Raw genomic sequence first — 25,938 nt, 5'->3', positions numbered from 1 at the left:
CACCTCGCGACAGCCGGTCGGCATGCCCTGCGGCCGGCGCACCCGTGACCTACTAGGCTGGTGGTTGTGCATCATGTCGCGGGCTGGTGGGACGGCTTCGAGTTGTGGGTGGCCGGATTACCGTTCATCCCGCAGTTCGTCGTGGTTCTGGTCGGGGCGGTGCCGGTCAGTTTCCTGATCGCCTACCTGCTCGATCGTGGATTGCGGATCGTGCTGCGGCTGCTCGGCCGCGACCGCTCGGCCGTCGCCGAGACCGACATCGTCGCCGGCGACGCGGCCGCCGAGATCGCGCCCGATGCGGCGACCATCGCACCGCCCGAACCGGCGCTGGCCGGCGCCTCGATGCATGTTCCGGGTCCGATGCCGAAGGAAGCGATCTGATGCCACGCTCACGGGTCCAGTTGGCGCTGATCGCACTGCTCGTGCTGATCGTCGTCGCCTGGTTGCTGACGCGATAATCCCCCGCTGTCGGAGGTTGCAGGTACTGTGCAGCCCATGCCAACCGATGAGGAATTCGTCGACCTCGAGCAGCTTCTGGAAATCGAGGACGGCCCCCGACTGATCGCGACCCACTACACCACCGCCGACGAGGCGATCGAGATGGTGCGCGCCGCGCAAATGCTCGGCCTGGGCGTGCGGCTGCAGAACCGGCTGCGCGCCGACGAGCCCGACGAGGACGGTGAGGACACCGCCGTCGAGGAGTGGGTGCTCGACCTCTACGAAAGCCCGCCCGAGTCCGCCGACGAGGAGTAGACCGGCCACCGATCGGCTGGTGCCGGAACGCACGCACCGGGGTCCGGGCGACTGTGGTCTTCACCACGGTTCGCCCGGGCCCCGGTGGTCGTTGCGGTGTCGGCGCGGTGGCGGTCGGGAATCCGAAATATGAATACTTCCCGCCGGTCATGGGCGGTTTTCTCGAATATCGGGATCTTCGGCGGATTCGGCTTCGACCGATTCGCGCGGTTCCGGGTGCTCTGTTAGAGTCTGCCCGTGTCATCGAGCGTTGTTCCGCAGGTCCGCCATGAGTTGGCGTTGATCGCGGTCGGCTGTCTCGTCGTCGCGGACATTCACTGTCGTCGATAGCTGATCGGACACGCTGCGCCCTTTCCACGGGACCGGCGCACATCTTCCGCAGCGTCTCCGCCTCTCGCGGCTCAGCCGCCCGCGCCTGTCTCCGGTATTCACCGGGCAGATCTACCGCTCAATCACAGTTACTTCCGACCCGGCAGCAGTGTGCGCCGGGGGCGGGCGGCAGGAAAGGTCAGTTCCATGTCTCGCAGATCGTCCAGCAGATCCTGGTTCTCGGTGCGCCGAGGACGCATCGCCGTCGCGCTCACCGCGCTGGCGGCCGTGGGACTGACCGCCGCCTGCAGTGGTGGCTCGAGCGACACCGTCGGCGGCGACGCCCACAGTGGTGGCGGGCAGTTGACGCTGTTCGCCTACTCGGTCGCCAAGCCGGGCTACGACAAGGTGATCGGCGAATTCAACAAGACCGAGGCCGGCAAGGGCGCGCAAATCCAGCAGTCCTACGGCGCCTCCGGCGACCAGTCCCGCAAGGTCAAGGACGGAGCCCAGGCCGACGTCGTCAGCTTCTCGGTCGAACCCGACATCACCCGGCTGGTGGATGCCGGGCTGGTCGACTCGACCTGGAATGCCGACGCCAACAAGGGGGTGCCGTTCGGTTCGGTCGTCGTGATCGCCGTCCGCAAGGGCAACCCGAAGGGCATCCACGACTGGAACGATCTGCTGAAGCCCGGCGTCGAGGTGGTGACGCCGAATCCGTTCAGCTCCGGCTCGGCCAAGTGGAACCTGCTGGCGCCCTACGCCGCGGAGAGCGACGGCGGCAAGAATCCGCAGGCGGGCCTGGACTACCTGGGCAAGCTGATCTCCAAGGAGCACATCAAGGTGCAGCCGAAGTCGGGCCGGGAGGCGACCGAGACCTTCCTGCAGGGCACCGGGGATGTACTGCTCAGCTACGAGAACGAGGCGATCTTCTCCGAACGCAGCGGGGATCCGATCGAGCACGTCATCCCGCCGACCACCTTCAAGATCGAGAACCCGGTGGCGGTGACGAAGAACGCCAAGAATCCCACCACCGCTGTGGCGTTCAAGGACTTCCTGTACTCGCAGGCCGGCCAGAAGGCATGGGCGGAGGCCGGTTTCCGTCCGGTCGATCCGCAGGTCGCCGCGCAGTACACCAAGGATTTCCCGGCGCCGCAGAAGCTGTGGACGATCGCCGATCTGGGTGGGTGGAAGCAGGTCGACAAGGATCTGTTCACCCCCGACACCGGCAGCGTCGCGGTGCTCTACGACAAAGCCACCAAGTAAGCCGGTGGCTCGGAGCGCACGGAATACTGGGCGACTGTGACTGACACCCGTACGAAGGCCGACACCGGCGGGAGTACCGACGCCGGGACCACCACCGGTCCCGGCGTCGTCCGGCAGCGGTCCGCCGGACCGGCCTGGCGGTCGCGCCTCACCGGATCGGCCGGCTCGCTCGGTCTGGCGATCACGGTGCTGTGGCTGAGCATCATCGTCTTGCTGCCGCTGGCCGCATTGACGGTCCATTCCTTCGACGACGGGTGGTCCGGCTTCTGGGATGCGGTCACCGCGCCCGCGGCACTGGACGCGTTGCGGGTGACGGTTCTCGTATCGGTGGTCGTCGCCGTGATCAACGTCGTCATGGGCACCGTGGTGGCGTGGGTGCTGGTGCGCGACGATTTCCCGGGCAAGAGCTTCGTCAACGCCCTGATCGATCTGCCGTTCGCGCTTCCGACGATCGTGGCGAGCATCGTGCTGCTGTCGCTGTACGGGCCGCAGAGCCCGGTCGGTATCCACCTCAACGCCACCCAGCCGGGACTCGTGGTGGCGCTGGCATTCGTGACGCTGCCGTTCGTCGTGCGCTCGGTGCAGCCGGTGCTGATCGAAGCGGATAAAGAGGTCGAGCAGGCCGCGGCCTCACTGGGCGCGAACAACCTGACCATCTTCCGGCGCGTGGTGCTGCCGTCGCTCGCGCCGGCCATCATCTCCGGCGGTGGCCTCGCCTTCGCGCGCGCCATCGGCGAATACGGGTCGGTGGTCCTGATCGGCGGCAACATTCCGCGCCGCACTCAGGTCGCGTCGCAGTACATCCAGCAGCAGATCGAGGTGGACCGTCCGGTGAACGCGGCGGCGGTGTCGGTGGCGCTGCTGGCGATTTCCTTCGCCACCCTGCTGATCCTGCGCATCTTCTCCGAACGCACCGCCCGCAAGGAACAGGCGAGCCGATGAAACTGTCCGCCCCGTCCCGGATTTCGCTGCGCGTGATCGCGCTCGCGTATCTGATCGTGTTGCTGGTGGCCCCGCTGGTGATCATTCTCTGGCGCAGCTTCGAGCACGGGATCGGCGCGTTCCTCGATTCCATCACCACACCCGCCGCCATCTCGGCGTTCAATCTGTCGCTGTTGATCGTCGTGATCGTGGTGCCGCTCAATGTGGTCTTCGGAGTCATCACCGCCATCGCCCTGGTGCGCGGAAACTTCCGGGGGCGCACCCTGATTCAGGGCGTGGTGGACCTGCCGTTCGCGGTCTCGCCGGTGGTGGTCGGCGTATCGCTGATCATGCTGTGGGGTGTCGGGGGCTGGTTCGGCGGCCTCGACAGCTTCGGCTTCCGGGTGATCTTCGGCCTGCCGGGCATGGTGATCGCCACGCTCTTCGTCACGCTGCCCTTCGTGGTCAGCGAGGTCGTCCCGGTCCTGCACGAGATCGGCGACGATCAGGAGCAGGCCGCGGCGACCCTGGGCGCCAGCCGGTGGCAGACCTTCTGGCGTATCACCCTGCCGGCCATCCGGTGGGGCCTGACCTACGGCATCGTGCTCACCGTCGCCCGCGCCCTCGGCGAATTCGGCGCCGTGATCATGGTGTCGTCCGGACTGCCCGGCATTTCTCAGACCCTGACGCTGCTGGTGCACGGTCGTTATATCAACGACCACAACACCTTCGGCGCCTACTGCGCGGCGACCCTGCTCATGGCCATGGCGCTCGTCACCCTCGTCCTGATGACCCTTCTCGAACGCAAGCGGGGCACTGCCAAATGATTACCGTCACCGACGCGAACAAGCGTTATGATTCGTTCGCCGCCCTCGACAACGTCAGCCTGGACATCCCCTCCGGTGAGCTGACCGCGCTGCTGGGGCCCTCCGGTTCCGGGAAATCGACGCTGCTGCGTTCGATCGCCGGCTTGGAATCCTTGGATTCGGGCATCGTGACCATCGCCGACCGCGACGTCACCCGGGTCTCGCCGCAGAAGCGCGATATCGGCTTCGTCTTCCAGCACTACGCGGCGTTCAAACATATGACCGTGCGCGACAACGTGGCGTTCGGGCTGAAGATCCGCAAACGGCCGAAGAACGAAATCCGCAAGCGCGTCGACGAACTGCTCGGCATCGTGGGCCTGGACGGTTTCCAGCATCGTTACCCGGCGCAACTGTCGGGTGGGCAGCGGCAGCGCATGGCGCTGGCCCGGGCGCTGGCCGTCGACCCGCAGGTGCTGTTGCTCGACGAACCCTTCGGCGCCCTCGACGCCAAGGTGCGTCACGACCTGCGCACGTGGTTGCGTCGCCTGCACGAGGAAGTGCACGTGACCACCGTGCTGGTCACCCACGATCAGGAGGAGGCGCTCGACGTCGCCGACCGGATCGCGGTGATGAATGCCGGTCGCATCGAACAGGTCGGAACGCCCGAAGACGTATACGACCGTCCCGCCAACGAATTCGTCATGTCCTTCCTCGGTGCGGTGGCCAAGTTGAACGGACATCTGGTGCGCCCGCACGACATTCGCATCGGCCGCGATCCCGGTATGGCCCTGGCCGAACACGAGGGCACCGCGGAGTCGGCGGGGGTCACCCGCGCGACCGTCGAGCGCGTCGTCCGACTGGGTTTCGAGGTTCGCCTCGAATTGCGCAATGCGGCCACCGGCGACCTGTTCACCGCGCAGGTCACTCGCGGTGACGCGGAGGCTTTGCGGTTGGCGGAGGGTGAGACCGTCTTCGCCCGCGCCACCCGCATCCCGGAACTGCCGGCGGCCTGATCTTCCCTGCCGGCAGGCTGATCTTCCCTGCCGGCGGAGCCGGGCGCTCGTGCGGCGTTGGGGGAGTGGGTGTTTCGCCGGATGCGCCACCGTTGCCGGATCGCCGGTATACGGTGTCCGAGGATATTCGGACGATTGCTGGCAAACCCGTACCGGTCGGTCGGTGTCGCGAAATGTCCACTGCGCGTATGAATTGCCTGATTTGTTACCGCAGGTGAAGGGGTATATCTGCGGTATCGGCGGCGTCGTCGCGGAGTGCGGCGGTTGAGCGGACAACCGATTGTCCGGTGCTTGGCAAGTTCTCAGCACAGTGGTTGCCTGATGCCGGATCGAGACATGTCAGCGAACGTACGCTCGTCGATCGAGGGGAATTGTGATGACGGTTGGGCTCGGAGTGAGTATCGGCACGGTCAACACGGTGTGCGCCATCGATACTGCTGAGAGCGGGAAGAACGCGCGTGGCCGCGGGCGCAGCGCGGCCGGCGAATCCGGTGAGCGTGCGGCGGCCGGCCGGCGCAAGCGGGCCTCGGGCCCGAAATCCGCGCTGCCGCAGCAGCGCACCGCGCCGGGAACCTGGCGCACGACACTCACTTTCGACAGCAGCGGCACCGCGCGGGTCGGCCGGATTCCGCGCCACGGCCGCGCCGTGACCGACTTCGCCGATCTGACCGAGCCTGGCCGGACCGCGCGCGTACGTCATCGGTCGCTGTCCGCGGCCGATCTGGTGGCGACCGTCGCGCGCACCGTGGTCGCGGACGTGTCCGCCCACGTGGTGGCCACCGCCGAGGGCCGCAATCCGGAAACCGCTGTCGCGGTGACACATCCGGTGAGTTACGGCGAGGAGCGGGTGCTCGAACTGCGCGAGGCCCTCGATTCGATCGGACTGTCCCATGCCGCCCTGGTGGCCGAACCGGTGGCGGCCGCGGCGTGGCTGTCGGTGGCGCACGGTCCGCTGCTGCCGGGCCTGGCGCTGGTCTACGACCTCGGCGGATCGGGGCTGACCGTCACCCTGGTGCGCATCGGCCCCGGTACTCCGGACCGGCCGGTGTTCGGGGAACCGTTGCGCTCCACCGCCTTCGGTGGCCGCGCCTTCGGTGCGAAGATGGCCGCGCAGGACAACTGGCGCGCCGGTGCTTCCTCGGCCGCCGACTCCGACGCCGCGATCACGGCTTTGCGCACCGCGCATATCCGCGAGTCGCTCGATGTGGTGTACGAATGCCTCGGCCGAGCCCGCGTCACGATGGCCGATGTCGACTGTGTGCTCGTCGTCGGCGGCGCCGCCCGTCCGCCCGAAGTCGCCGCGGTCCTGGCCGCGGCGCTGGCGCGGCCGGTGATCGTCGCCCCGGATCCGGAGCGCACGATCGCCGAGGGTGCGGCCGTGTTCGCGCGTCGCGCCGCCGAATCGATCCGGGAGAGCGAGGTCGCCGAGGCGCCCGAGCCACCCGAGCCGCCGCGCGTGCTGCGCCGCCGGCTGACGCGGGTCGCGGTCACCGTCGCGGTCGCGGCCGGTGGCGCGCTGTTCGCGGCGACTGCTGTGGTGGGGGACGAAACGGGAGCGCAATCCATGGGCGCGGGACTCGTGCACGTTCAGCACTGACGGCGTGCCGCCACAGGTGGCGCGGGGCAGACAACGCCCTTCCGACTCGGCTCATCGGCTGATTCGTCGCTCGACGGCGCTCGGGCTCTCCGGATCGCGATAGTTGTTGAGTACCACCGCGAGACATCCGAGGGCGATGACCGCGCCGGCCGCGAACATCACCGGATAGCCGATGCGCAAGGCGTTGTGCAGCAGCGACAGCAGTGCCGGTGAACCGAATCCGAGGTAGCTCACCGAATAGAACACCGCGGTCAGCCCGGCCAGATCGTCCGGCCGGGCGATCCGCTCGATCTCCTGCAGTCCCGCGACCATCCCGATGCCGAATCCGAAGCCGAGCACGGCAGCGGTCGCGACGACGGCCCACAGCTGTAGCGATGCCGCCGCGTAGACGGATGCGGCCATGCCGGCCGTGGTGAGCATCAGCGACAGTGCCGCGATCCGCGCGGTACCCGGCAGGTCGATCCGCCGCGCCACCGACTGGATGGCGAAACCGCATCCGAGCGTGATCACCGTGATCAGCGCGGAGAAGGCGATCGGGGTTCCGGCGATGCGGTCGGCGGCCAGCGTCGGCAGGATCGCGTAGGCGGTCGCGGCGGAGGTGAACAGCCACAGCGCCAGCGGCAGTGCGATGCGGCGGAAACGCCGGTGGCCGGCCGCCGGAATCCGCAGATCCTCACGCAGTGGCTTGCGAATCGGTTGCGGTGCCACTGTTTCCGGTGCGCGCTGCACCCAGACGGCCGCGATCACGCACAGTGCCACATTGATGAGATAGGCCAGGGTCGCGGGCCACGGCCCCCACTGCGCCAGCACCCCGGCCACGCCGGCTCCGATGGCGAAACCGCCGGTGAGGCTCATCGCCGAGCGGCGAGCGCCGGTGCCGGGAGCCGACACGGGCCCGAACGGCGGCTGCGACAGCTCCTTCAACCAACTGCTGCCCACGGCCATCGCCAGCCCGAGACCGACTCCGCACAGCACGCGCCCGATCGACAACATCGGCACCACGCCGGAACCGAAGGCCAGCAGCGTCGATCCGACCGCGGTGATCAGCGGTGCGGGCCGCATCAGCCGCTGCCTGCCGTAGCGGTCCGACAGCGGCCCGCCGATCAGCAGCGCCGGCACGATGCCCAGGACGTATTCGAACAGCAACAGATCGACCGTGGTGACCGGCAGGCCGTCGTTCTTGTACATCACCAGCAGCGGGGTGAATTCGTTTCCGCCCCAGGCGATCGCGAAGACCGCCGCGGCCACGCCCCACCACGCGCGCGGGGTGGTGGCGACCCGTGCCGGGCGGATGTCGACGGCGGTCGGCGCGGTCATCACAGTCCTCTCAGTTCGAGCTGGTGCACACCCGAAAGGTGTTCGGCCAGTGCGGTATCGAAGCCCGCGGTATCGCCGGCGGCGATCAGATCGGTCAGCTGCGCATGCTGTTCCACGATGCGGGCGGTATTCATCGGCGCGCGGTGTAGGGCGACGCTGTTCATCCGCCGCTGGCGTTCGCGCAGCGAGTCGTAGAACCCGGTGAGCAGCGGGTTGCCCGCGGCGACCACATAGCCGCGATGGAAGTCGGTGTCCTCGGTGGCGAAGTGCGACAGCGCCCGGCCGTCGGACGCGGCGAGGCTCGCGACGAGTTCGCGCTGGCGGGTCAGTGATTCGCGCAGGGCGTCGATCAGCGCCGGCCGCTCGTCGGCGGTGAGGGCGCGCACCGCCGCGGTCTCCACGACATAGCGGGCATGTGCGACGTGTTCGGCCTCGTGTGCGGGAATAGGTACCACCAGCGCGCCGCGTTTGGGATACAGCCGCATCCAGCCCTCGGTCTCCAACCGCAGGAACGCCTCCCGGACCGGAGTGCGCGAGGTGCCCAGATCGGTCGCGATCTCACCCTCGCTGATCAGCTCTCCGCCGGGCAGTGCCCCGGTCAGGATGCGCTCCTTGATCTCCCGATAGGCGCGCTCCGCGGCTGAATACGTCTTAGACACAAGTTGTAGCTTAGCGGGGACATGGGATGAATTGCCATGTGGGTGCCGACACGTCCGACCCGCCTCGAGCGTGGGTGGTGACGGCCTTCCCTTCGATGTGACGCCCCGCACAGTACTTCCCGGTAATGCTGTTTCGGTTGCCACTGAGCTGGGAATTCGGCGGACTATCGGCGAGGTTGCGCGATGGTGCCCGGCACGGCCGATCGCCGGTGTTGACCTCCGCCGCTATAGGTGTAACTATGGGAAACAGTTACCCATGCGAGATGGAGAGGCTGTGACGACGATGTCCGTTGCCGCGACGCCGGAAGTAGACCCTGTGGTCGCCGAGGCCATGGAATACGCCCAGAAGCTGCTCCTGCTGTCCGAGGGTTCGGTCAACAAGCACTTCGATCCGTTCACCGACATCGATTGGGACAACCCCGACTTCGCCGCGACCGCTGGCGAGAAGCGGTGGATCCTTCCGGAATCCGCCGACCCGCTGGGACGTCACCCCTGGTACCAGGCGCTGTCGGACGAGCAGAAGATCGCCATCGGCAAGTACCGCCAGGCCAATGTCGCCAAGGTCGGCTTGCAGTTCGAGTCGATCCTGATCAGCGGCATGGTCACGCACAACTTCAGCCTGCCCAACGGCTCGCCCGAATTCCGGTACTGCTCCCACGAGATGATCGAGGAGCACAACCACACCCTGATGTTCCAGGAGATGGTCAACCGGATCGGCATCGATGTGCCGGGGATGGGCCCGCTGGTCCGTAAGCTTCGCTACATCGCCGCGCCGGTCGCCGCCCGGTTCCCGAATCTGTTCTTCATGGCGGTGCTCGCCGGTGAGGAGCCGATCGACCACATCCAGAAGCAGATCCTGCGCTCCGGCGAGGAAGTGCATCCGATCATGCGCGGCGTCATGGCGATTCACGTCGCCGAGGAAGCGCGCCACATCTCCTTCGCGCACGAATTCCTGAAGAAGCATGTGCCGGAGTCGAATCCGGCCGCGAAGTTCGTGCTGTCGCTGGCCATGCCGATCGTGATGTGGATCCTCGGCCGGTCCATCGCGACCCCGCCGAAGTCCTTCTTCAAGGAATTCGACATCCCGGAGGAGGTGCGCAAGGAACTGTTCTACGGCTCCGCCGAGGCGCAGCAGACCTTCGCCGACTACTTCATCGACGTGCGGGCCCTGGCCAAGGAGCTGGGCCTGATGAACCCGATCTCGAAGAACGTCTGGAAGCTGCTGAAGATCGACGGCCCGGCCAGCCGGTACCGCTCCGAGCCGCAGCGCGCCAAGACCAAAGCCGCCTGAAGGGTAGCCATACAGTGCCGTATGTAGTCACCCAGTCGTGCTGCAGCGACGCCTCCTGCGTCTACGCATGCCCGGTCAACTGCATCCATCCCACGCCCGACGAACCGGATTTTCTGACGGCGGAGATGCTGTACGTCGACCCCGCGGCATGCGTGGACTGCGGCGCCTGTGCCACGGCCTGTCCGGTGGACGCCATCACCTCCTCGAAGAAGCTCACCGCGGAGCAGAAGCCGTTCATCGAGATCAACGCCGATTTCTATCGCCAGGCGCGGCCGCGTCCACTGCTGGCCAAGCCGGTGCCGGCCGCCGAGGTGGACACCGATCGCGGCCCGATGCGCGTCGCGATCGTGGGTTCGGGTCCCTCGGCGATGTACGCCGCCGACGAGCTGCTCACCCAGCCCGAGGTGACGGTGACGGTCTTCGACCGGTTGCCGGTGCCCTACGGCCTCGCCCGCCACGGCGTCGCGCCCGACCACACCCTGACCCGGCAGGTGAGCCGGTTGTTCGATGTGATCTCCGCGCAGCCCGGATTCGGGTCGTACCTGAATGTGGCGGTGGGCGCGGACATCTCGCACGCCGAACTGCTGGACCATTTCGATGCGGTGATCTACGCCGTGGGCGCCTCCTCCGACCGCAAGCTCGGTATCCCCGGCGAGGGTCTGCCCGGCAGCCTGTCCGCGACCGAGTTCGTGGCGTGGTACAACGGTCATCCCGACTTCGCGCAGCGCAGTTTCGATCTGTCGCAGCGGCGCGCGGTGATCGTCGGCAACGGCAATGTCGCGCTCGACGTGGCCCGGATTCTCACCATGGATCCCGAACTGCTCGATGCCACCGAGGTGTCGCCGGCGGCGCTGGCGGCACTGCGGCACAGCAAGATCGAGGAAGTGGTGATCGTGGGCCGCCGTGGTCCCGCCGAATCCGCCTTCACCGTCCCCGAATTCGTGGGCCTGCTCGGATCCGATCTCGACATCGTCGTGGAAGGTGATGTGCCGGAACCGACTCCGGATATGCCGCAGAAGGTCGAGCAGAAACTGAAGCTGCTGCGCAGCGTGGCCGACCGTCCGGTGGGCGCGCGCAAGCGCATCGTCTTCCGCTATCTCTCCTCGCCCGTGGCGCTGGTCGGCACCGACCGAGTGACCGGAATCGAGCTGGTGCGCAACGAACTCGTGACCGACGAGGCCGGTATCACCCGCGCTGTCGCGACGGACGACACCGAAACCCTGGATACCGCACTGGTTCTGGCTTCGGTGGGTTACCGCGGCGTGGCCGTGCCGGGGGTGCCGTTCGACGAGCGCGCCGGTGTCATCCCGAACGCCGACGGCCGGGTGCTCGAATCCGCCGGCGGCGCGGTGGTTCCGGGAACCTATGTGACCGGCTGGATCAAGCGCGGTCCGACGGGCTTCATCGGCACCAACAAGTCCTGCGCGCAGCAGACGGTGCGACAGTTGGTCGACGACTTCAACGCCGGGCGTCTGCGCCGGCCCACCGCCGACGCCACCGATTTCGATCGGCTGGTCCAGCGCCGCCGCCCCGATGCGGTGCGCGGCGGCGCCACGGCCCAGCCGTGGTGGAAGCGAAAGCTGCTCGCTCGCGCCTGAGCCGGATCTTTCGACCGAATGCCCCGATCCGCCCGGATCGGGGCATTCGTCGTTTCGGCAACCATCCAGTCATTCGGAACGGCCGCACGGATTTCGGTCTCGTGAATGTCATTGCCGCAATTCCACAGAAAACCGGTCGGTATTCTGCGCGATCAACTGTGAAATGGCCAGTTTTGCCAGCTATTCTCGTGCGGTAGCCGAATTCGAACTTCCGATTTTGCCGAAGATCACGCCCTATCAGGTGTTTTGCTCGATCGAGCGGTGGGTGTGAAAGCTTTTCCGCCCATTCGGTTTCCGTGATCGAGACCGACCAGCTAACCTGTGTTCGCTATTTGGTAAACGACCGCGACCACATGGTTGAACCACCTGGGGCCGTGGTCTCGGTGCGTTGACGGGATGGCAATGACGGTTGGCTTCGGCATGAGCATCGGCACAGTGAATTCCGTGTGGGCGGCAACTGCCGGTGATCGCGGCCGGCCGGCGGTCCGCGTGCGTCGCACCGCGGTCACCTTCGACCGCTCCGGCGATGTCCGAGTCGGCGGAGTGCCTCGATTCGCGCCGGTGGTCACGGATTTCGCCGACCTCACCCGCGTGCGCGAGCCGGTATCGCTGGGCGGCCGGATCCGGTCCTCGGCCGACCTGGTCGCCTCGGTCGCCACCTGCCTGATCGAGGGCAGCGATCCCGAAGCCGGGCCGGTCCTCACCTATCCCGCCTGCTACACCGACCGGCAGATCGCCTCGCTGCAGTACGCGCTGCACCGCTGCGGCGCCTTCGACGTGATTCTGATGCCCGAACCCGTGGCCGCGGTGGAATGGCTGGACGGCGAATACGGTGTTTCCGCAAGCTGTTCCACGCTCGTCTACGACCTGGGCGCCAACAACCTGGACGTCGCGGTGGTCCGGACCGAGGCCGAATGGAATCAGCGCGGAGTGCTCGGCTCGGCCCTGCGATCCGATGCCTTCGGCGGCCGGCCGCTGGGCGCCGTCCTGGCGCGCTACGCACGGACGCTGGCTCCGGACGTGCCGGCACCGGTGTCGACGGTGGTGCCGGCCGAGGACACCCGCCGCCTGCGCGCCTGGCATGTCCGCAATTCGCTCCGGGTGGTGCGCGATTGCCTGCAACGTGCGCGGGTGACCATCGACGACGTCGATCGCGTGCTACTGATCGGTGGCGCCGCGCGACCGGTCGAGGTGGCGGAGGTGCTGGCCGAGTTGGGTCCTCCGGTGATCGTCCCGCCGGATCCGGCGCATACGGTCGCGACCGGAGCCGCCATCGCCTCGGCTCGATTTGCCACGAGCAACAGCAACGCCGGGCGATACGCCCGGGGCGCCGCGGTCGTATCCTCCGCCGCGGTCGTGTCCGCTCTCGCCATGTCGGCGGCGACCATGATCGGCGGTGGCCCGCTCGGTACCGACGGCCCGATCATGGAATTCGCCCCCGCGTTGGCCGGCCCGGCGGATGCGTTGCGCGAACAGGTCGGCGACCTGCCGCAGACACCCGGCTTCGGTGTCGGATTCACTGCGCTGGCGGCCCGCACCGACACTTTGATGGGCACCTCGCTGTCCGGAATGCGCGGCTACGCCGGTGCGGCGCACGACTTTTCGCATGCCATGACCGATCGGGTCGAAAACGCGCTGCGCGACTACGGCGCCGTCACGCCCTGCGTGCCGCCTCGCGCCCGGACCTACTCCGATCCGGCGCGTTTCACCAACCCCATGCCGTTCGTGAACTCGGGCGCGGCGGCGCTCCTGGCCGCCGGCGCCGCGGCCGGCAACCTGCCCGGCACGGGACATCCGGGTCAGCCGGGATCCGGTGATCAGGGCACCCCGCCCGGCGGGGGCTCCACACCCGGGGACTCGTCGAAGCCCGGAAATCCGGCGCCGAAACCGGACGGTTCGAGTACACCCGCATCCGGCACGAACCCCGTCCCCGCCGACAAGACGACCGCGACTCCCGGTGCGTCGTCCGGGAATTCGCATACCGGCGATGCCGCGTCCACTCCGCGGCCCGGGCACTCGAGCGGCACCGCGGACAGCGGTGACGGCTCGGGTACCACGTCCGCCGAGTCGAATTCGGCCGGTGCGACCGGTGGGTCGAGTGCATCCTCCCAGGGCTCGGACTCCGACAGCGCCGATACGCACGGCTCGCACGCCGACGACTCCGCGAACTCCAGTGGTACGAAATCGGATCCGGCGAAACCGGGGGCGGCGAACTCGGGCCCGGCGCACTCCGGCGACGCCACGAACTCCGACACCGGACCCGATGCCGGTGGTACGACGAATTCGGGCGACGGTTCCCACTCGAGCGACTCCGCGAATTCGAGCGACTCCGCGAATTCGAACGGCACTGCCAATTCGAACGGCACTGCGAACGCCGGGGACAACGCGAAGCCCGGCACCTCCGCCCCCGCCGGTGGCGGCACCGATTCCGCACCGACCGGTGGTGCCCAGTCTGCCCCGGGCACAACGTCTTCCGATACCGCCCCGGGTGCGGGAACCGCCCGTCCTCCCGGCCTCGGGGGCAGCACGGCCACACCTCCCGGCGGCGCTACCCGCCCCGGCGGGACGAACCCCGCACCGGTCGCTCCCGCTCACCCCGGAGCCGTCGCGCCGAGCCACCCCGGCCTCGGCGCCACCCCCGGTGGCGGCTTCCATGGGGGTGGCCTGGGCGGCGGCTTCCACAGCGGTGGTTTCGGCGGTTTCGGGCACTGACCGGGTTCACCGACAGGGTTCGGCCCCGATATCGCGCCGAGCCGGCGATGACGAGTCCCGACGGCTGTCCAGGACGTCGAGGTAGTGCTGGTTGGACATGATGCCGAGCAGATTGCCGAAGGGGTCGACCACCGAGGCGGTGACGAAGCCCGGACCGCGTTCGGTGACGGGTTGGTGTTCGGCCGCGCCGAGTTCGCGGAGCCGCTGCAGTGCGGCGTCGAGATCGTCGACGTGCCAGTACAGCAGTGCGCCGCCGGGTTCGTGGGCGGGGTCCGGGCAGTAGCGGCGATCGATGATGCCGAGTTCGTGCCGGTAGTCGCCGATCCGGAACTCGATATAGCCGGGAACCTCGAAATACGGTGCGGTATCGAGCAATTCGACGTACCAGCGCTTGGCGGCCGCCAGGTCGTCGGCATAGTAGGACACGGTCGTCATTCCGCGCAGCATCGGTCTCTCCTCGGTCGTTGCGGTCTTCGATACGATCCTCGCGGTCAAAGTGCTCACCGAATGAGCACTTTGTTCGGCAGAATTGCCGTATGCGCGCCGACCGTCTGATTGCCACGCTGCTCCTCATGCAGGCGAGGGGCCGGGTGACCGCCGCCGAGCTCGCCAGGGAACTCGAGGTGTCCGTGGCGACCGCGCGCCGCGACCTCGAGGCGCTGTCGTCGGCAGGCGTTCCCGTCTACCCGCAGCCCGGCCGGGGCGGGGGCTGGGCGCTGATCGGTGGTGCCCGGACCGACCTCAGCGGAATGACGGCCGACGAGGCGCGGGCGCTGTTCCTGCTGCTCGGTCCGGCGGCCTCGGGCTCGCCCGCCACCCGCTCGGCGCTGCGAAAGTTGTTGCGAGCCTTGCCGGAGACGTTCCGCGAACAAGCCCTGGCCGCCTCGGCGGCGACGCTGATCGATCCGGTCGGCTGGGGCCGGCGGCCGCGATCCGAACCGGCGGAGGTCGAGTTGCTGCAACAGGCCGTCGCGCGGCGACGGACGGTCCGATTTCGCTACGGCCCGGCCGGTCGTGAGCGAGCCGTCGATCCCTGGGGCGTCGTCGACAAGGACGCCGTGTGGTATCTGATCGCCGGGACCGACCGGGGGCGCCGGACCTATCGCGTCGACCGGATGAGCGAGGTGACCGTCGGGGACGGCGTCGCCGACGTCCCGGCGGATTTCGATCTGGCGCAGGCGTGGTCGGAGATCGTCGAACAGATGGAACATCGCCGCGGCGACGTGTCGGCGATCGTGCACGCCGATCCCGAGATCGTGCCGGTCCTGCGCGATCGGCTGGGCCGGCACTGCGCCGAGGACGGTCCGGTCGACGGCGGCCGGGTGCGGCTGCGGATCAGCGCCCATCTGCCGCGCGCGATCGCCGAACAGCTCGCCGGATTCGGGGGACGCCTCGAAGTCGTTGCCCCCGAATCGATTCGGCGTGAGCTGGCCGCGCTGGCGGCCGAGCTCACCGCCATCTACCGCTGATCCGCGTTACCGAGCGGTGAACCCGCCGTCGACCGCGACCGCCGCGCCGGTGACGAAGCTCGCCTCGTCGGAGAGGAGGTAGGCGCACAGCGAGGCGATTTCCTCCGCGCGGGCGATTCGGCCGAGCGGATGCAGCGCCGCGATCGCCGCCTCGCCTTCGGGTGTCGCACCCATCGACGCGCGGAACGCCGGGGTATCCACCGCGCCCGAAACCAGCGCGTTGACCCGCACACCCGCGGTGGCCGTCTCCAGCGCGACCGCGCGGGTCAGGCCGACCACGCCGTGTTTGGCAGCGACGTAGGGGGCGACCGAGCCCATACCGACCACGCCGAGGTTGGAGGCGTTGTTGAGGATCGCCCCGCCGCCGGACTCCAGCAGCGCCGGCACCTGGGACCGCAGGCCGAAGTACACGCCGGTGAGGTTGAGTTCCAGATCTGCGCGCCAACCGGCTTCGTCGATGTCCTGCACCGGTCCGAAGGAGTTGACCGCGCCGGCGTTGTTGAAGGCCGCGTCCAGCCGGCCGAATTCGTCGATCGCGGCGTGGGTGAGCCGATCCACGTCCTCGGCCACGGTGACGTCGGTCGGGACGAAGACGGCCCGGCCGCCCTGGGCGCGGATATCCGCGGCGATCCGGTCCCCGGCCTCCTTGCCCCGGGCGCCCAGCACCACCGCGGCGCCCTCCGCCGCCACTCGCCGGGCCACGGCCGCGCCGACCCCGCTGCTGGCGCCGGTGATCAGTACGACCTTCGATTCGAAGCGGTGGTGCACTGTCGTGTCCATCTCTGCTGCCTCTCCATATCCGTTGTCTGCCACGCGATCTCGTGACAGGTGCCAGTCAAGTCGCGCGAAACCGGCAAAGCTGGCGGGATTCGGACCTGTAGTTGATGTGTCATCTAGTCGTCGGAGTGGCATACCGCCGGGTAACGGCGGCGGGGCTGTAAGCGCAGATGCACGATCGGTGACAATGACCGGGTGAACAGTCCTCGACTGATTGCCCTGGATGTGGACGGGACCATTCTGCAGGCGGGCGCACCGATGAGCCCGCGGGTGCGTGCGGCGGTGCGCGCCGCGGTCGACGCGGGCGCCCATGTGGTGATCACGACCGGCCGCACCCTGCTCGCCACCCGGCTCGTGATGGAGGAGCTGGGACTCGAGGAGGGCCAGGCGCTGTGCTCGAACGGCGCTGTGCACGTGGACATTTCGAACTGGGAACCACTGGCGGTCCACACTTTCGACCCGGAGCCCGCGGTCGCGACACTGCGTTCACTGCTGCCCGATATGGTGCTGTCGGTGGAGAAGGTGGGAGTGGGGACCTGGGCCACCGGCTACTACCCCGGCAGCTTCCGGCTCGGCGAATTCCGCTTCGTCGACGATGCCGAACTGAGCCTCGAGCCCACCACGCGGCTGAACGGCTGGTGGCCCGGCGGCAGCCTCGACGAAATGATCGACGCCGTCGGCGAACTCGACCTCCCCGGCGCCGGCTGGGTGCACGGCGAGGACGAACCGTGGCTGGTGGCCTCCAAACAGGGGGTGTCCAAAGGCTGGGCGCTGGAACAACTTCGCCTGACACTCGACATCCCGCTCGAGCAGACCCTGGCCATCGGCGACGGCTACAACGATATCGACATGCTCACCTGGGCAGGGCATTCCGTCGCCATGGGCAACGCGGTGCCCCCGGTCCGCGAGCTCGCCGACGAAACGACCGCCGATATCAGTGAGGACGGGGCGGCCCTGGTGCTGGAGCGCTGGTTCGCGGGATGAACCGCGAAGCCGGCACGACCCACGTGGGTCGGGACCGGGCGGGACCAGGGTGACCGAGACTGCCGGAAGGACAGGCGGAATCAGGCCGTGAGATCGAGGGACATCCGGTCGGCGGCCCGATAACGCTCGAGCGCCACCTCGGTGAGGAACCGGTGCGGCCCGATCGCAGGTGCGTGCACGAGGCCGGGTTCGGCGACGGCGAGACGATCGATGAGCAACCCCGGGGCCAGGAACCACGGGGCGACCATCACCCGGCGGGCTCCCCGGCTGCGCAGATCCGAGACCGCTCGGCTCAGCGACGGCTGCGTGGTCGCGAAGCAGATCGCGGACCGCCAGCGGGTGCCGTGCGTGAGCGCCACCGCGACCTCGGCCGTGATCCGGTTGGCGGCCGCGGACGAGGATCCGACGGCTGCGACCGCGATACCCAGCTCGGCATCGTCGCGGTCGGCGCCCGCGTGCAGCGCTCGGTCCCGCAGCGCCGCCACCAGTCGTTCGTCGGTTCCGAGCACATCGGCCTGCGTGATCCGCAGCAGCGGATGCCGACGGCGGGCAGCCGCGAGCATGCCGGGCAGATCCACCCGGGCGTGAAACGCACTGCCCAGCAGCAACGGGACGACAACGGCCTCGGTATGTCCCTGTGCCGCAACGGCATCGATGACCTGTTCCACCGAAGGGGTGTTCAGGTCCAGGAATGCCAGGCGCACGTCGACATCCGGACGTTGTCCGGCGATCTCGGCGACCACGGCCGACATCGTCGCGGCGGACCGCGGATCACGGCTGCCGTGTGCGACCGCGATCAATGCCGGGGCGCGGCCGGTGGTGACACCGGCGAGCGACCGCTCGCCGTTCACGAACATCCCACCGGCCGAACCCATCTCAGCTGCCGACCTCGACCGAGGTCAGTACGTCGCCCACCAAGCCCGCGGCCAGCGTGTTACCGCCCGCCGGGTCGATGAGCAGGAAGCTGCCCGTGTACCGGTTGACCCGATAGTCGTCGGCCGCGATCGGCTCTGCGACGCGCACCGAGATGCGGCCGATATCGTTGAGCGCCAACGACTCCGGATTCGGATCGGCGGCCAGGTTCTGCTCGTCGAACCGCTCGATCAGCGCGCCGACGATGGCCTGCGTGGTCCGGGTGCCGTGCTTGAGCAGCAGGCGGGCGCCGGGCCGCAGCGGCTTGTCGCCGAGCCAGCAGACGGTGGCGTCGAACGCATCGATCGGTTCGGGCGCATCGGCGGCCGCGACGATGGTGTCGCCGCGGGAGATGTCGACATCATCGGTGAGCAGCAGGGTCACACTGCGACCGGGCTGGGCGGAGGGCAGTTCGCCGTCGGCGGTGTCGATGCGCTCGACCGTGGTCCGGATGCCGGAGGGCAGCACCACGACCTCGTCACCCTTCGACACCACGCCCGCGGCGACCTGTCCGGCATACCCGCGGTAGTCCGGGTACTCCGCGGTCCGCGGGCGGATCACGTACTGGACCGGGAAGCGCAGGCCCACCTGATGGCGGCCGGTGCTGTCGGCATCGACCGGCACCGACTCCAGATGCTCGATCAGGGAGGGGCCGTCGTAGAACGGGGTGTTCTCCGAGCGCGACGCGATGTTGTCACCGTGCAGCGCCGAGACCGGGATCTCCACGATGTCCTCGGCGGCCCAGCCGAGTTTGCTCGTGAGCTCGGTGAACTCGGCCACGATCTGCGCGAAGACCGCTTCCGCGTCGTCGACGAGATCGATCTTGTTCACCGCCAGCACCAGCTTCGGCACACCCAGCAGGGCCATCACGGCGGCGTGGCGCCGGGTCTGCTCGATGACGCCCTTGCGGGCATCGACCAGCAGGATCACCAACTGTGCCGTCGACGCGCCCGAGACGGTGTTGCGGGTGTACTGCACATGGCCCGGGGTGTCGGCGAGCACGAAGGACCGCTTCGGCGTCGCGAAGTACCGGTAGGCCACATCGATGGTGATGCCCTGTTCGCGTTCGGCGCGCAGCCCGTCGACCAGCAGCGAGAGATCGGGGGTGGCCAGGCCCTTGTCGACCGAGGCCCGGGTGACGGCGTCGATCTGGTCGGCCAGTACCGATTTCGTGTCGTAGAGCAGGCGTCCGACCAGTGTGGACTTGCCGTCGTCGACACTGCCGGCGGTGGCGAGACGGAGGAGGTCGGGCTGTGTTGTCTGCTCGTTCCGCAAGCTCCACTCGCTCATCAGAAGTAACCCTCTCGCTTGCGGTCTTCCATGGCGGCCTCGGAGACGCGGTCGTCGCCGCGGGTCGCGCCACGTTCGGTGAGTCGCGACGCGGCGACCTCGGCGAGGATGTCGTCGTTGGTCGCGGCATCGGAAAGTATTGCGCCGGTGGTGGATCCGTCACCGACGGTGCGGTACCGCACCGACTTGACGACCAGCTCCTCGTCCTCGCGCGGACCACCCCAGGAGCCCGGGGTCATCCACATGCCGTCGCGCTGGTACACGGGCCGCTCGTGCGCGTAGTAGATGGTCGCGAGCTCGACGTTCTCGCGCGCGATGTAGCGCCAGATGTCGAGTTCGGTCCAGTTGCTCAGCGGGAACACCCGCACGTGCTCACCGGGCGCGTGCCGGCCGTTGTACAGGTTCCACAGTTCCGGGCGCTGCCGCTTCGGGTCCCAGCGGCCGAAGGCGTCGCGCAGCGAGAAGATCCGCTCCTTGGCCCGCGACCGCTCCTCGTCGCGCCGCCCGCCGCCGAAGACCGCGTCGAAGCGGTTCTCGGTGATGGCGTCCAGCAGCGGCACGGTCTGCAGCGGGTTGCGGATACCGTCGGGCCGCTCGGTGAGCCGGCCGTCGGCCAGATACTCCTCGACGCTGGCGACGTGCAGCCGCAGCCCGTACTTCTCGACCACGTGGTCGCGGAAGGCCAGCACCTCGTCGAGGTTGTGGCCGGTGTCCACGTGCAGCAGCGAGAACGGCAGCGGCGCGGGCCAGAAGGCCTTGAGCGCCAGATGCAGCAGGACCGTGGAGTCCTTCCCGCCGGAGAACAGGATCACCGGACGCTCGAATTCGCCTGCCACCTCACGGAAAATGTGGATGGCTTCGCTCTCGAGGGCGGCAAGGGTATCGAATTGTGTCTCGGTCACCGTTGAAGTCATGAGGCGTGCAACCCGCATTCGGTCTTGGCGAGGCCGGCCCAGCGGCCGCTTCGCGGATCGGATCCCGGTTCCGGCTTCCGCGTGCACGGAGCGCAACCGATGGACGGATATCCCTCCTCGACAAGGGGATTGACGAGAATGCCGTGCTGGTCGATATACGCGGCCATCTCGTCGTCGGACCAGGCGGCGATCGGATTGATCTTCACCAGGCCGAAGCCCTCGTCGAAGGAGATCAGGGGGGCGTTGGCCCGGGTGGGGGCCTCCACGCGCCGGATGCCGGTCACCCACGCGTTGTAGGGGGCCAGCGAATTCTGCAGCGGCACCACCTTGCGCAGCCGGCAGCATTCACCCGCATCGCGCGCGAACAGATCCTTGCCCAGCAGTTGATCCTGTTCGGCGACAGTGTGTTCGGGCCGCACGTCGAGGATGTTCACGCCGTAGACGGTTTCGACCGCGTCCCGGGTGCCGATGGTTTCGGCGAAGTGGTAGCCGGTGTCGAGGAACAGCACCTCGACGCCGGGCCGCACCTGCGCGGCCAGTTGCACCAGCACCGCATCCTGCATATTCGAGGCGACGATGTAGCTCGAGCCGAAGGTGTCCTCGGTCCACTGCAGCAGCTCGGTGGCCGAGGCGTCCGGACCCAGCTGCGCCGCGCCGTCCTCGGCGATCCTGCGCAGCTCGGCTTCGCTCAGCTTTTCCAAAGTGGTTGCCATACTGAATCTCCCGTTACCGAAGGTCGGCCTCGTCGGCGCGGACAGCCCATTGCGCGAACCGCTCACCGTCGTTGCGGTTCTTGACGAAATTGCGGACGACACGCTCGATGTAGTCGCCGAGCTCCTCGCTGGTCACCTTGTGCTGGCGCAGCTTGCGGCCGAAGCCGCTGTCGAGCCCGAGGCTGCCACCGAGGTGAACCTGATAGCCCTCCACCTGATTCCCGTCGCCGTCGTCGACGAGCTGGCCCTTGAAACCGATATCGGCGATCTGCGAACGGCCGCAGGAGTTGGGGCAGCCGTTGATGTTGATCGTGACCGGCACGTCCAACTGGGCGTTGATATCGGCCAGGCGCTGGTCGAGTTCGGGCGCCAGGACCTGCGAACGCTTGCGCGTCTCCACGAACGAGAGTTTGCAGAACTCGATACCACTGCAGGCCAGCAGGTTTCGCCGCCAGGCCGACGGCCGGGCCTGCAGGCCCAGCGGCTCCAGTTCGGCGATCAGTTCCTCGACCTTGTCGTCGGGGACGTCGAGTACGACGACCTTCTGGTACGGAGTGAACCGGATCCGGTCCGCGCCGACCCGTTCGACGGCGTCGGCGACCTGGGTCAGGATCGTGCCCGAGACACGGCCGGCGATCGGGGAGAAGCCGATCGCGTTGAGGCCGTTGCGCAGCCGCTGCACGCCCACATGGTCGATGGGCCGGGCCGGCTTCTCGGGCGCGGGGCCGTCGATGAGCTTGCGCTGCAGGTACTTCTCCTCGAGAACTTCTCTGAATTTCTCGATGCCCCAGTCCTTGATGAGGAACTTCAACCGCGCCTTGGTCCGCAGCCGGCGGTAACCGTAGTCACGGAACAGCGAGACGACGGCTTCCCACACATCCGGCACCTCCTCCAGCGGCACCCACGCACCGACTCGCTGCGCGAGCATGGGGTTGGTGGACAGGCCGCCGCCGACCCACAGGTCGAAACCGGGGCCGTGCTCGGGATGTTCGACGCCGACGAACGCCACGTCGTTGATCTCGTGGACCACATCCTGCTGGCCGGAGATCGCCGTCTTGAACTTGCGGGGGAGGTTCGAGTACTCCTTCTTGCCGATGTAGCGCCGGGTGATCTCCTCGACCGCCCAGCTGCCGTCGACGACCTCGTCCAGCGACTCACCGGCCAGGGGGGAGCCGAGGACCACGCGCGGGCAGTCGCCGCAGGCCTCGGTGGTCTGCAATCCGACCGCCTCGATGCGCCGCCAGATCTCCGGGACGTTCTCGATCTCGATCCAGTGGTACTGCAGATTCTCGCGGTCGGACAGATCGGCGGTGTCCCGGGCGAACTCGGTGGAGATCTGGCCGAGGGTGCGCACCTGCTCGACGTTGAGCGCGCCGCCATCGCAGCGGATGCGCATCATGAAGTACTTGGCCTCGAGCAGGTCGATGTTCTCGTCACCGGTCCAGGTGCCGTCGTAGCCCTGCTCACGCTGGGTGTAGAGGCCCCACCAGCGGAAGCGGCCGCGCAGATCGCTCTTGTCGATCGAGTCGAATCCGCCCTTGGCGTAGATGTTCTCGATGCGCGCACGGACGTTGAGCGGATTGTCGTCCTTCTTGCTCTGCTCGTTCGCGTTCAGCGGTTCCCGGTAACCGAGGGCCCACTGGCCCTCGGACTTGCGGCGGACCGGCTTGCCGGTGCGTTCGCGCGGGCCGGAAGCCTCCGGGCGGGGCCGGGCACGACGCTCACGGGCGAGGCGTTCACGATCCGCGCGAACGGACTCGGGGCTGGGACCGGCGTCGGTACTCGACGTCATAGGGTCGCTCCTGAAGAAGATGGATCAGGCCTTGCGGCAGGCGGGAGGGGCTGGCTCGCGCCTTCGGAGTTCAGCGAATCGGACCGATGGGCATCGCGACGGATGCCGGGAACCGGGGAGAGGGGAGGCCGAGCTACCGGAGGCGATCCGGCAGACAACTGGCGCTGCAGACGCGCTTGAAGTCGACATGGCGGCGCGCCACGAGTCGTACTCCAAGTCCGGTCATGGAAGTTATTGTGCCATGTCAGGTGGGTCTTTCCGACCGGTGGGTCATATTCTCCGCAAAAAAGCGGGAAATTCCCTGGACGGCCGTCCTAATTTGTGAGATGCGTCATAGATCAAGCGGATTCGCCGATGGCGATGCCGCAGGGGCCTTCCCACGGGACGCCGACGGGTCGGCTAGGGCACGATGACGAGCTTTCCGGTCGCCTCGTCGTTCTGCATCCGGCGGTGGGCCGCGACCACGGCGGCGATGAGCGCGTCCACCTTCGCGGGCTGCCGGGTCGTGGCCGCGGTCTCGATACCCTCGGCTGCCGCGATGGCGATCGCCGCCATGCCCACCGACGAGGTCCCGCCCCGAATCAGCAGCCGCGCCGCGCGCTGCCGCACCCCGGACAGGACGCCCGAGGCCGCCAGCGCGCCGCACGCATCGTCGTCTCACTCATGCGTTCACTGTCGTGGGCGACCGGGGCGGCCGACCACCGATAGAATGCCGATTCATGCCCGTTCGCCGCCAACCTGCCGCGACGGCTTCTACGTCGCGGCTGTGGCCGTCCGGGGGCGTTCACCAGTGGGCGCCGGGAGCGTCGAGTTCGGTCCACGCGCATGCGCGCGGGCATCTGGTGTACGCCGCCCGCGGGGTGCTCTCGGTGCACACCGAACGCGGGACGTCGATCGTGCCGGCCAGCCGAATCGGCTGGACCCCAGCCGGATTCACGCACCAGCACCGCGCCCACGGGCGAACCGACATGCGGATCGTCTTTCTCCCGGTGGCACCGGCCCGGCTGCTACCGGACCGCCCCGCGGTATTCAGGGCCACCGATCTGGCCCGCGAGGTGTTCCTCACTCTCACCGGGCCCCGCGACCACGACCGTGGTGCGCGCGCCCGGCTGCATCGGGTGCTCGTCGACGAACTGCGGGAAGCGCACGAGCAGCCGCTGCAACTGCCCCAACCCCGCGACGACCGATTGCGAGCCCTCGCGCGGATTCTGTACGACGACCCCGGCGACAACACCGCGCTGGCCGAACTCGGGCGCAGGGTCGGCGCGGGAGCGCGAACGCTGAGCCGGCTGTTCCACGACGAGCTCGGCATGACCTTCTACGAGTGGCGCACCCAACTGCGCATCTCGCACGCGCTCGTCCTGCTCGCCGAGGGGCACGACGCGACATATGTCGCGCACGCCTGCGGGTGGGCGAATCCGAGCGGCTTCATCGCGGCGTTCGCCGACATCGTCGGCACCACTCCCGGAAAATACGCCCGTTCGCACCGAACTCGCGGGCTACCGGCGCCGGAAGCGATCGACTAGCCGGTGTGCCGCCGGTCACTGCGCCGCACCGGGCACACTGGTGGGGTGACCGCACCCGCTCCCGAACACACCACCGCCGCGCCGACGCTGCGCGATTTCGGCGGCGGGCCGTTCGGGATCTACGTGCACGTCCCGTTCTGCGCGACGCGCTGCGGCTACTGCGATTTCAACACGTATACGGCGGGCGAGCTGGGTTCCTCCGCCTCGCCGGAGTCGTGGCTCGATGCCCTGCGTGGCGAATTGGCCACCGCGGCAGCGGCTTTCGCGGAACTGCCGAGCGCGCAACCGCCGGTGTCGACGGTCTTCGTCGGCGGCGGCACCCCGTCGCTGCTGGGCGGCGACGGCCTGGCCGATGTCCTCGACGCCATCCGTGCCGAGTTCTCCCTCGCCGCCGATGCGGAGGTGACCACGGAATCGAATCCGGAGTCCACCTCCCCGCAGTTCTTCGAGCGCATCCGAACCGCCGGCTACACCCGCGTCTCCCTCGGCATGCAATCGGCCGCGAGCCACGTTCTGCGCATTCTCGACCGCACCCACACCCCCGGACGTGCCGTAGCGGCCGCCCGCGAGGCCCGGGTAGCCGGTTTCGACCACGTCAACCTCGACCTCATCTACGGCACGCCCGGTGAATCCGACGCCGACCTCGACGCCAGCCTCGACGCGGTCCTCTCCGCCGGCGTCGACCACGTCTCCGCCTACTCCCTGATCGTCGAGGACGGCACCGCCATGGCCCGCAAGGTCCGCCGCGGCGAACTCCCCGCCCCCGACGAAGACACCCTCGCCGCCCGCTACGAACGCATCGACGCCCGCCTTGCCGCCGCGGGATTCGGCTGGTACGAGGTATCCAACTGGGCCACAACGCCTTCCGCTCGCTGCCGGCACAACCTCGGCTACTGGGACGGCGGCGACTGGCTCGGCGCCGGCCCCGGCGCGCACAGCCACCTCGGCGGCGTGCGCTGGTGGAACGTGAAGCATCCGGGCCGCTACGCCGAGCGCGTCGCGGCCCGCGCCGGACTGCCCGCCGCGGGCTGGGAGGCGCTGACCGACGCGGAGCGGTACACCGAGCGCGTGATGCTCGGCGTACGCCTGCGCTCCGGACTCCCGGTCGAGGAATTGGATACCGACGGCCGCGCGGCATGTGAGCGTGTGGTCGCCGACGGACTGGCCGTTGTCGACCGTGATCGGTTGGTGTTGACCGACCGTGGGCGTCTGCTCGCCGACGGAGTGGTCCGCGATCTGCTGGGCTGACCGGCTGTCGGTCGGTAGCGGCCCGGTGAATCGGTCTATTTCGCCCCGAATTCGGCGCTGCGGCCCGGGCG

The 25,938-nt window shown here is 68.4% G+C and carries 26 protein-coding genes; 15 read left to right on the top strand and 11 right to left on the bottom strand.

Annotated elements, in window-relative coordinates:
- Positions 1-60 precede the first annotated feature (60 nt).
- The 8 genes from A5789_RS13240 (at position 61) to A5789_RS13210 (ending at position 6,665) form a co-directional block, all read left to right on the top strand.
- Complete coding sequence (locus tag A5789_RS13240; protein WP_063910960.1) at positions 61-381, top strand: hypothetical protein; 321 nt, start codon at positions 61-63, stop codon at positions 379-381.
- 114 nt (positions 382-495) lie between these two features.
- Positions 496-753: a hypothetical protein gene (locus tag A5789_RS13235; RefSeq protein ID WP_051755080.1), complete on the top strand. Its 258-nt coding sequence runs from the start codon at positions 496-498 to the stop codon at positions 751-753.
- 237 nt (positions 754-990) lie between these two features.
- A complete protein-coding gene (locus A5789_RS38545) occupies positions 991-1,083 on the top strand; it encodes an Ms4533A family Cys-rich leader peptide (RefSeq protein WP_310400397.1) in 93 nt (30 codons plus the stop codon).
- A 186-nt stretch (positions 1,084-1,269) separates the two neighbouring features.
- Positions 1,270-2,328, top strand: a complete 1,059-nt coding sequence (locus tag A5789_RS13230; protein WP_063019398.1) for a sulfate ABC transporter substrate-binding protein — start codon at positions 1,270-1,272, stop codon at positions 2,326-2,328.
- A 174-nt stretch (positions 2,329-2,502) separates the two neighbouring features.
- Positions 2,503-3,270: a sulfate ABC transporter permease subunit CysT gene (gene cysT / locus A5789_RS13225; protein WP_036522837.1), complete on the top strand. Its 768-nt coding sequence runs from the start codon at positions 2,503-2,505 to the stop codon at positions 3,268-3,270.
- The gene (cysW, locus tag A5789_RS13220; RefSeq protein WP_063019400.1) at positions 3,267-4,076 is read left to right on the top strand and encodes a sulfate ABC transporter permease subunit CysW; all 810 of its coding nucleotides are present in this window, start codon (positions 3,267-3,269) and stop codon (positions 4,074-4,076) included. Before cysT ends, cysW begins: the two co-directional genes overlap by 4 nt.
- On the top strand, positions 4,073-5,068 hold the full coding sequence (locus tag A5789_RS13215; protein ID WP_064902694.1) for a sulfate/molybdate ABC transporter ATP-binding protein: 996 nt from the start codon (positions 4,073-4,075) through the stop codon (positions 5,066-5,068). The genes cysW and A5789_RS13215 overlap by 4 nt, the downstream gene beginning before the upstream one ends.
- Before the next feature lie 376 nt (positions 5,069-5,444).
- A complete protein-coding gene (locus A5789_RS13210) occupies positions 5,445-6,665 on the top strand; it encodes an Hsp70 family protein (protein ID WP_155525738.1) in 1,221 nt (406 codons plus the stop codon).
- 51 nt (positions 6,666-6,716) lie between these two features.
- Here the strand turns inward: A5789_RS13210 and A5789_RS13205 are convergent, their stop codons facing one another.
- Both A5789_RS13205 and A5789_RS13200 read right to left on the bottom strand, forming a co-directional pair.
- On the bottom strand, positions 6,717-7,982 hold the full coding sequence (locus tag A5789_RS13205; protein WP_064902695.1) for an MFS transporter: 1,266 nt from the start codon (positions 7,980-7,982) through the stop codon (positions 6,717-6,719).
- Positions 7,982-8,641 carry a GntR family transcriptional regulator gene (locus tag A5789_RS13200; protein ID WP_063014583.1) on the bottom strand — a complete coding sequence of 220 codons (660 nt, stop codon included), beginning with the start codon at positions 8,639-8,641 and terminating at the stop codon, positions 7,982-7,984. Before A5789_RS13200 ends, A5789_RS13205 begins: the two co-directional genes overlap by 1 nt.
- Positions 8,642-8,924: 283 nt before the next feature.
- On the opposite strand from A5789_RS13200, the gene A5789_RS13195 reads away from it, so the two are divergent.
- The 3 genes from A5789_RS13195 to A5789_RS13185 all read left to right on the top strand — a co-directional run bounded on the left by A5789_RS13195 (position 8,925) and on the right by A5789_RS13185 (position 14,242).
- Positions 8,925-9,932, top strand: a complete 1,008-nt coding sequence (locus A5789_RS13195) for a diiron oxygenase (protein ID WP_064902696.1) — start codon at positions 8,925-8,927, stop codon at positions 9,930-9,932.
- A 14-nt stretch (positions 9,933-9,946) separates the two neighbouring features.
- Complete coding sequence (locus A5789_RS13190; protein ID WP_064902697.1) at positions 9,947-11,530, top strand: FAD-dependent oxidoreductase; 1,584 nt, start codon at positions 9,947-9,949, stop codon at positions 11,528-11,530.
- Between the two features lie 420 nt (positions 11,531-11,950).
- Complete coding sequence (locus A5789_RS13185) at positions 11,951-14,242, top strand: Hsp70 family protein (RefSeq protein WP_064902698.1); 2,292 nt, start codon at positions 11,951-11,953, stop codon at positions 14,240-14,242.
- Positions 14,243-14,248: 6 nt separating this feature from the next.
- Here A5789_RS13185 and A5789_RS13180 read toward each other — a convergent pair whose 3' ends face one another.
- On the bottom strand, positions 14,249-14,689 hold the full coding sequence (locus A5789_RS13180; protein ID WP_064902699.1) for a VOC family protein: 441 nt from the start codon (positions 14,687-14,689) through the stop codon (positions 14,249-14,251).
- Positions 14,690-14,778: 89 nt separating this feature from the next.
- Here A5789_RS13180 and A5789_RS13175 point away from each other — a divergent pair, with 89 nt between their 5' ends.
- Positions 14,779-15,711 carry a YafY family protein gene (locus A5789_RS13175; RefSeq protein ID WP_064902700.1) on the top strand — a complete coding sequence of 311 codons (933 nt, stop codon included), beginning with the start codon at positions 14,779-14,781 and terminating at the stop codon, positions 15,709-15,711.
- 6 nt (positions 15,712-15,717) lie between these two features.
- Here A5789_RS13175 and A5789_RS13170 read toward each other — a convergent pair whose 3' ends face one another.
- Positions 15,718-16,491 (bottom strand): SDR family NAD(P)-dependent oxidoreductase, encoded by a 774-nt coding sequence (locus A5789_RS13170; protein ID WP_064902701.1) that lies wholly within the window; start codon positions 16,489-16,491, stop codon positions 15,718-15,720.
- A gap of 192 nt (positions 16,492-16,683) precedes the next feature.
- Between A5789_RS13170 and A5789_RS13165 the strand changes: the two genes are divergently transcribed.
- Complete coding sequence (locus tag A5789_RS13165) at positions 16,684-17,472, top strand: HAD family hydrolase (protein ID WP_063910784.1); 789 nt, start codon at positions 16,684-16,686, stop codon at positions 17,470-17,472.
- Between the two features lie 80 nt (positions 17,473-17,552).
- Here the strand turns inward: A5789_RS13165 and A5789_RS13160 are convergent, their stop codons facing one another.
- The 7 genes from A5789_RS13160 to A5789_RS37320 form a co-directional block, all read right to left on the bottom strand.
- Complete coding sequence (locus tag A5789_RS13160) at positions 17,553-18,329, bottom strand: sirohydrochlorin chelatase (RefSeq protein ID WP_064902729.1); 777 nt, start codon at positions 18,327-18,329, stop codon at positions 17,553-17,555.
- A gap of 19 nt (positions 18,330-18,348) precedes the next feature.
- A complete protein-coding gene (locus tag A5789_RS13155) occupies positions 18,349-19,674 on the bottom strand; it encodes a sulfate adenylyltransferase subunit 1 (RefSeq protein ID WP_064902702.1) in 1,326 nt (441 codons plus the stop codon).
- Positions 19,674-20,606, bottom strand: coding sequence for a sulfate adenylyltransferase subunit CysD (gene cysD, locus A5789_RS13150; protein ID WP_104364755.1), 933 nt, complete (start codon positions 20,604-20,606; stop codon positions 19,674-19,676). Before cysD ends, A5789_RS13155 begins: the two co-directional genes overlap by 1 nt.
- Positions 20,585-21,301, bottom strand: a complete 717-nt coding sequence (locus tag A5789_RS13145; RefSeq protein ID WP_064902703.1) for a phosphoadenylyl-sulfate reductase — start codon at positions 21,299-21,301, stop codon at positions 20,585-20,587. Before A5789_RS13145 ends, cysD begins: the two co-directional genes overlap by 22 nt.
- 13 nt (positions 21,302-21,314) lie before the next feature.
- Positions 21,315-23,093: a nitrite/sulfite reductase gene (locus tag A5789_RS13140; RefSeq protein WP_030512848.1), complete on the bottom strand. Its 1,779-nt coding sequence runs from the start codon at positions 23,091-23,093 to the stop codon at positions 21,315-21,317.
- 133 nt (positions 23,094-23,226) lie between these two features.
- A complete protein-coding gene (locus tag A5789_RS38540) occupies positions 23,227-23,319 on the bottom strand; it encodes an Ms4527A family Cys-rich leader peptide (RefSeq protein WP_368854180.1) in 93 nt (30 codons plus the stop codon).
- Between the two features lie 173 nt (positions 23,320-23,492).
- Positions 23,493-23,702, bottom strand: coding sequence for a hypothetical protein (locus A5789_RS37320; protein ID WP_064902704.1), 210 nt, complete (start codon positions 23,700-23,702; stop codon positions 23,493-23,495).
- Positions 23,703-23,812: 110 nt separating this feature from the next.
- Here A5789_RS37320 and A5789_RS13130 point away from each other — a divergent pair, with 110 nt between their 5' ends.
- Together A5789_RS13130 and hemW are read left to right on the top strand one after the other, a co-directional pair.
- Positions 23,813-24,619, top strand: coding sequence for a helix-turn-helix domain-containing protein (locus A5789_RS13130; RefSeq protein WP_082940683.1), 807 nt, complete (start codon positions 23,813-23,815; stop codon positions 24,617-24,619).
- Between the two features lie 45 nt (positions 24,620-24,664).
- Positions 24,665-25,867, top strand: coding sequence for a radical SAM family heme chaperone HemW (gene hemW, locus A5789_RS13125; protein ID WP_082940682.1), 1,203 nt, complete (start codon positions 24,665-24,667; stop codon positions 25,865-25,867).
- Positions 25,868-25,938 lie beyond the last annotated feature (71 nt).

The organism is Nocardia sp. 852002-51101_SCH5132738 (genome assembly GCF_001665695.1).
In the GTDB taxonomy this organism is placed as follows: domain Bacteria; phylum Actinomycetota; class Actinomycetes; order Mycobacteriales; family Mycobacteriaceae; genus Nocardia; species Nocardia nova.
The sequence above is the reverse complement of the archived record's forward strand: the minus strand, read 5'-3'. Positions and strand labels throughout refer to the sequence as shown.

Excerpts from the sequence above, each read along its gene's own strand:
- A5789_RS13160 (WP_064902729.1), bottom strand. The coding sequence starts at position 18,329 with ATGTTCGTGAACGGCGAGCGGTCGCTCGCCGGTGTCACCACCGGCCGC.
- A5789_RS13215 (WP_064902694.1), top strand. The coding sequence starts at position 4,073 with ATGATTACCGTCACCGACGCGAACAAGCGTTATGATTCGTTCGCCGCC.
- A5789_RS38540 (WP_368854180.1), bottom strand. The coding sequence starts at position 23,319 with ATGACCGGACTTGGAGTACGACTCGTGGCGCGCCGCCATGTCGACTTC.
- cysW (WP_063019400.1), top strand. The coding sequence starts at position 3,267 with ATGAAACTGTCCGCCCCGTCCCGGATTTCGCTGCGCGTGATCGCGCTC.
- A5789_RS13170 (WP_064902701.1), bottom strand. The coding sequence starts at position 16,491 with ATGGACACGACAGTGCACCACCGCTTCGAATCGAAGGTCGTACTGATC.
- A5789_RS13185 (WP_064902698.1), top strand. The coding sequence starts at position 11,951 with ATGAGCATCGGCACAGTGAATTCCGTGTGGGCGGCAACTGCCGGTGAT.
- A5789_RS13130 (WP_082940683.1), top strand. The coding sequence starts at position 23,813 with ATGCCCGTTCGCCGCCAACCTGCCGCGACGGCTTCTACGTCGCGGCTG.
- A5789_RS13230 (WP_063019398.1), top strand. The coding sequence starts at position 1,270 with ATGTCTCGCAGATCGTCCAGCAGATCCTGGTTCTCGGTGCGCCGAGGA.
- cysD (WP_104364755.1), bottom strand. The coding sequence starts at position 20,606 with ATGCGGGTTGCACGCCTCATGACTTCAACGGTGACCGAGACACAATTC.
- A5789_RS13155 (WP_064902702.1), bottom strand. The coding sequence starts at position 19,674 with ATGAGCGAGTGGAGCTTGCGGAACGAGCAGACAACACAGCCCGACCTC.
- A5789_RS13210 (WP_155525738.1), top strand. The coding sequence starts at position 5,445 with ATGACGGTTGGGCTCGGAGTGAGTATCGGCACGGTCAACACGGTGTGC.
- A5789_RS13205 (WP_064902695.1), bottom strand. The coding sequence starts at position 7,982 with ATGACCGCGCCGACCGCCGTCGACATCCGCCCGGCACGGGTCGCCACC.
- A5789_RS13180 (WP_064902699.1), bottom strand. The coding sequence starts at position 14,689 with ATGCTGCGCGGAATGACGACCGTGTCCTACTATGCCGACGACCTGGCG.
- A5789_RS13140 (WP_030512848.1), bottom strand. The coding sequence starts at position 23,093 with ATGACGTCGAGTACCGACGCCGGTCCCAGCCCCGAGTCCGTTCGCGCG.
- A5789_RS13145 (WP_064902703.1), bottom strand. The coding sequence starts at position 21,301 with ATGGCAACCACTTTGGAAAAGCTGAGCGAAGCCGAGCTGCGCAGGATC.
- A5789_RS13195 (WP_064902696.1), top strand. The coding sequence starts at position 8,925 with ATGTCCGTTGCCGCGACGCCGGAAGTAGACCCTGTGGTCGCCGAGGCC.
- A5789_RS13175 (WP_064902700.1), top strand. The coding sequence starts at position 14,779 with ATGCGCGCCGACCGTCTGATTGCCACGCTGCTCCTCATGCAGGCGAGG.
- A5789_RS13235 (WP_051755080.1), top strand. The coding sequence starts at position 496 with ATGCCAACCGATGAGGAATTCGTCGACCTCGAGCAGCTTCTGGAAATC.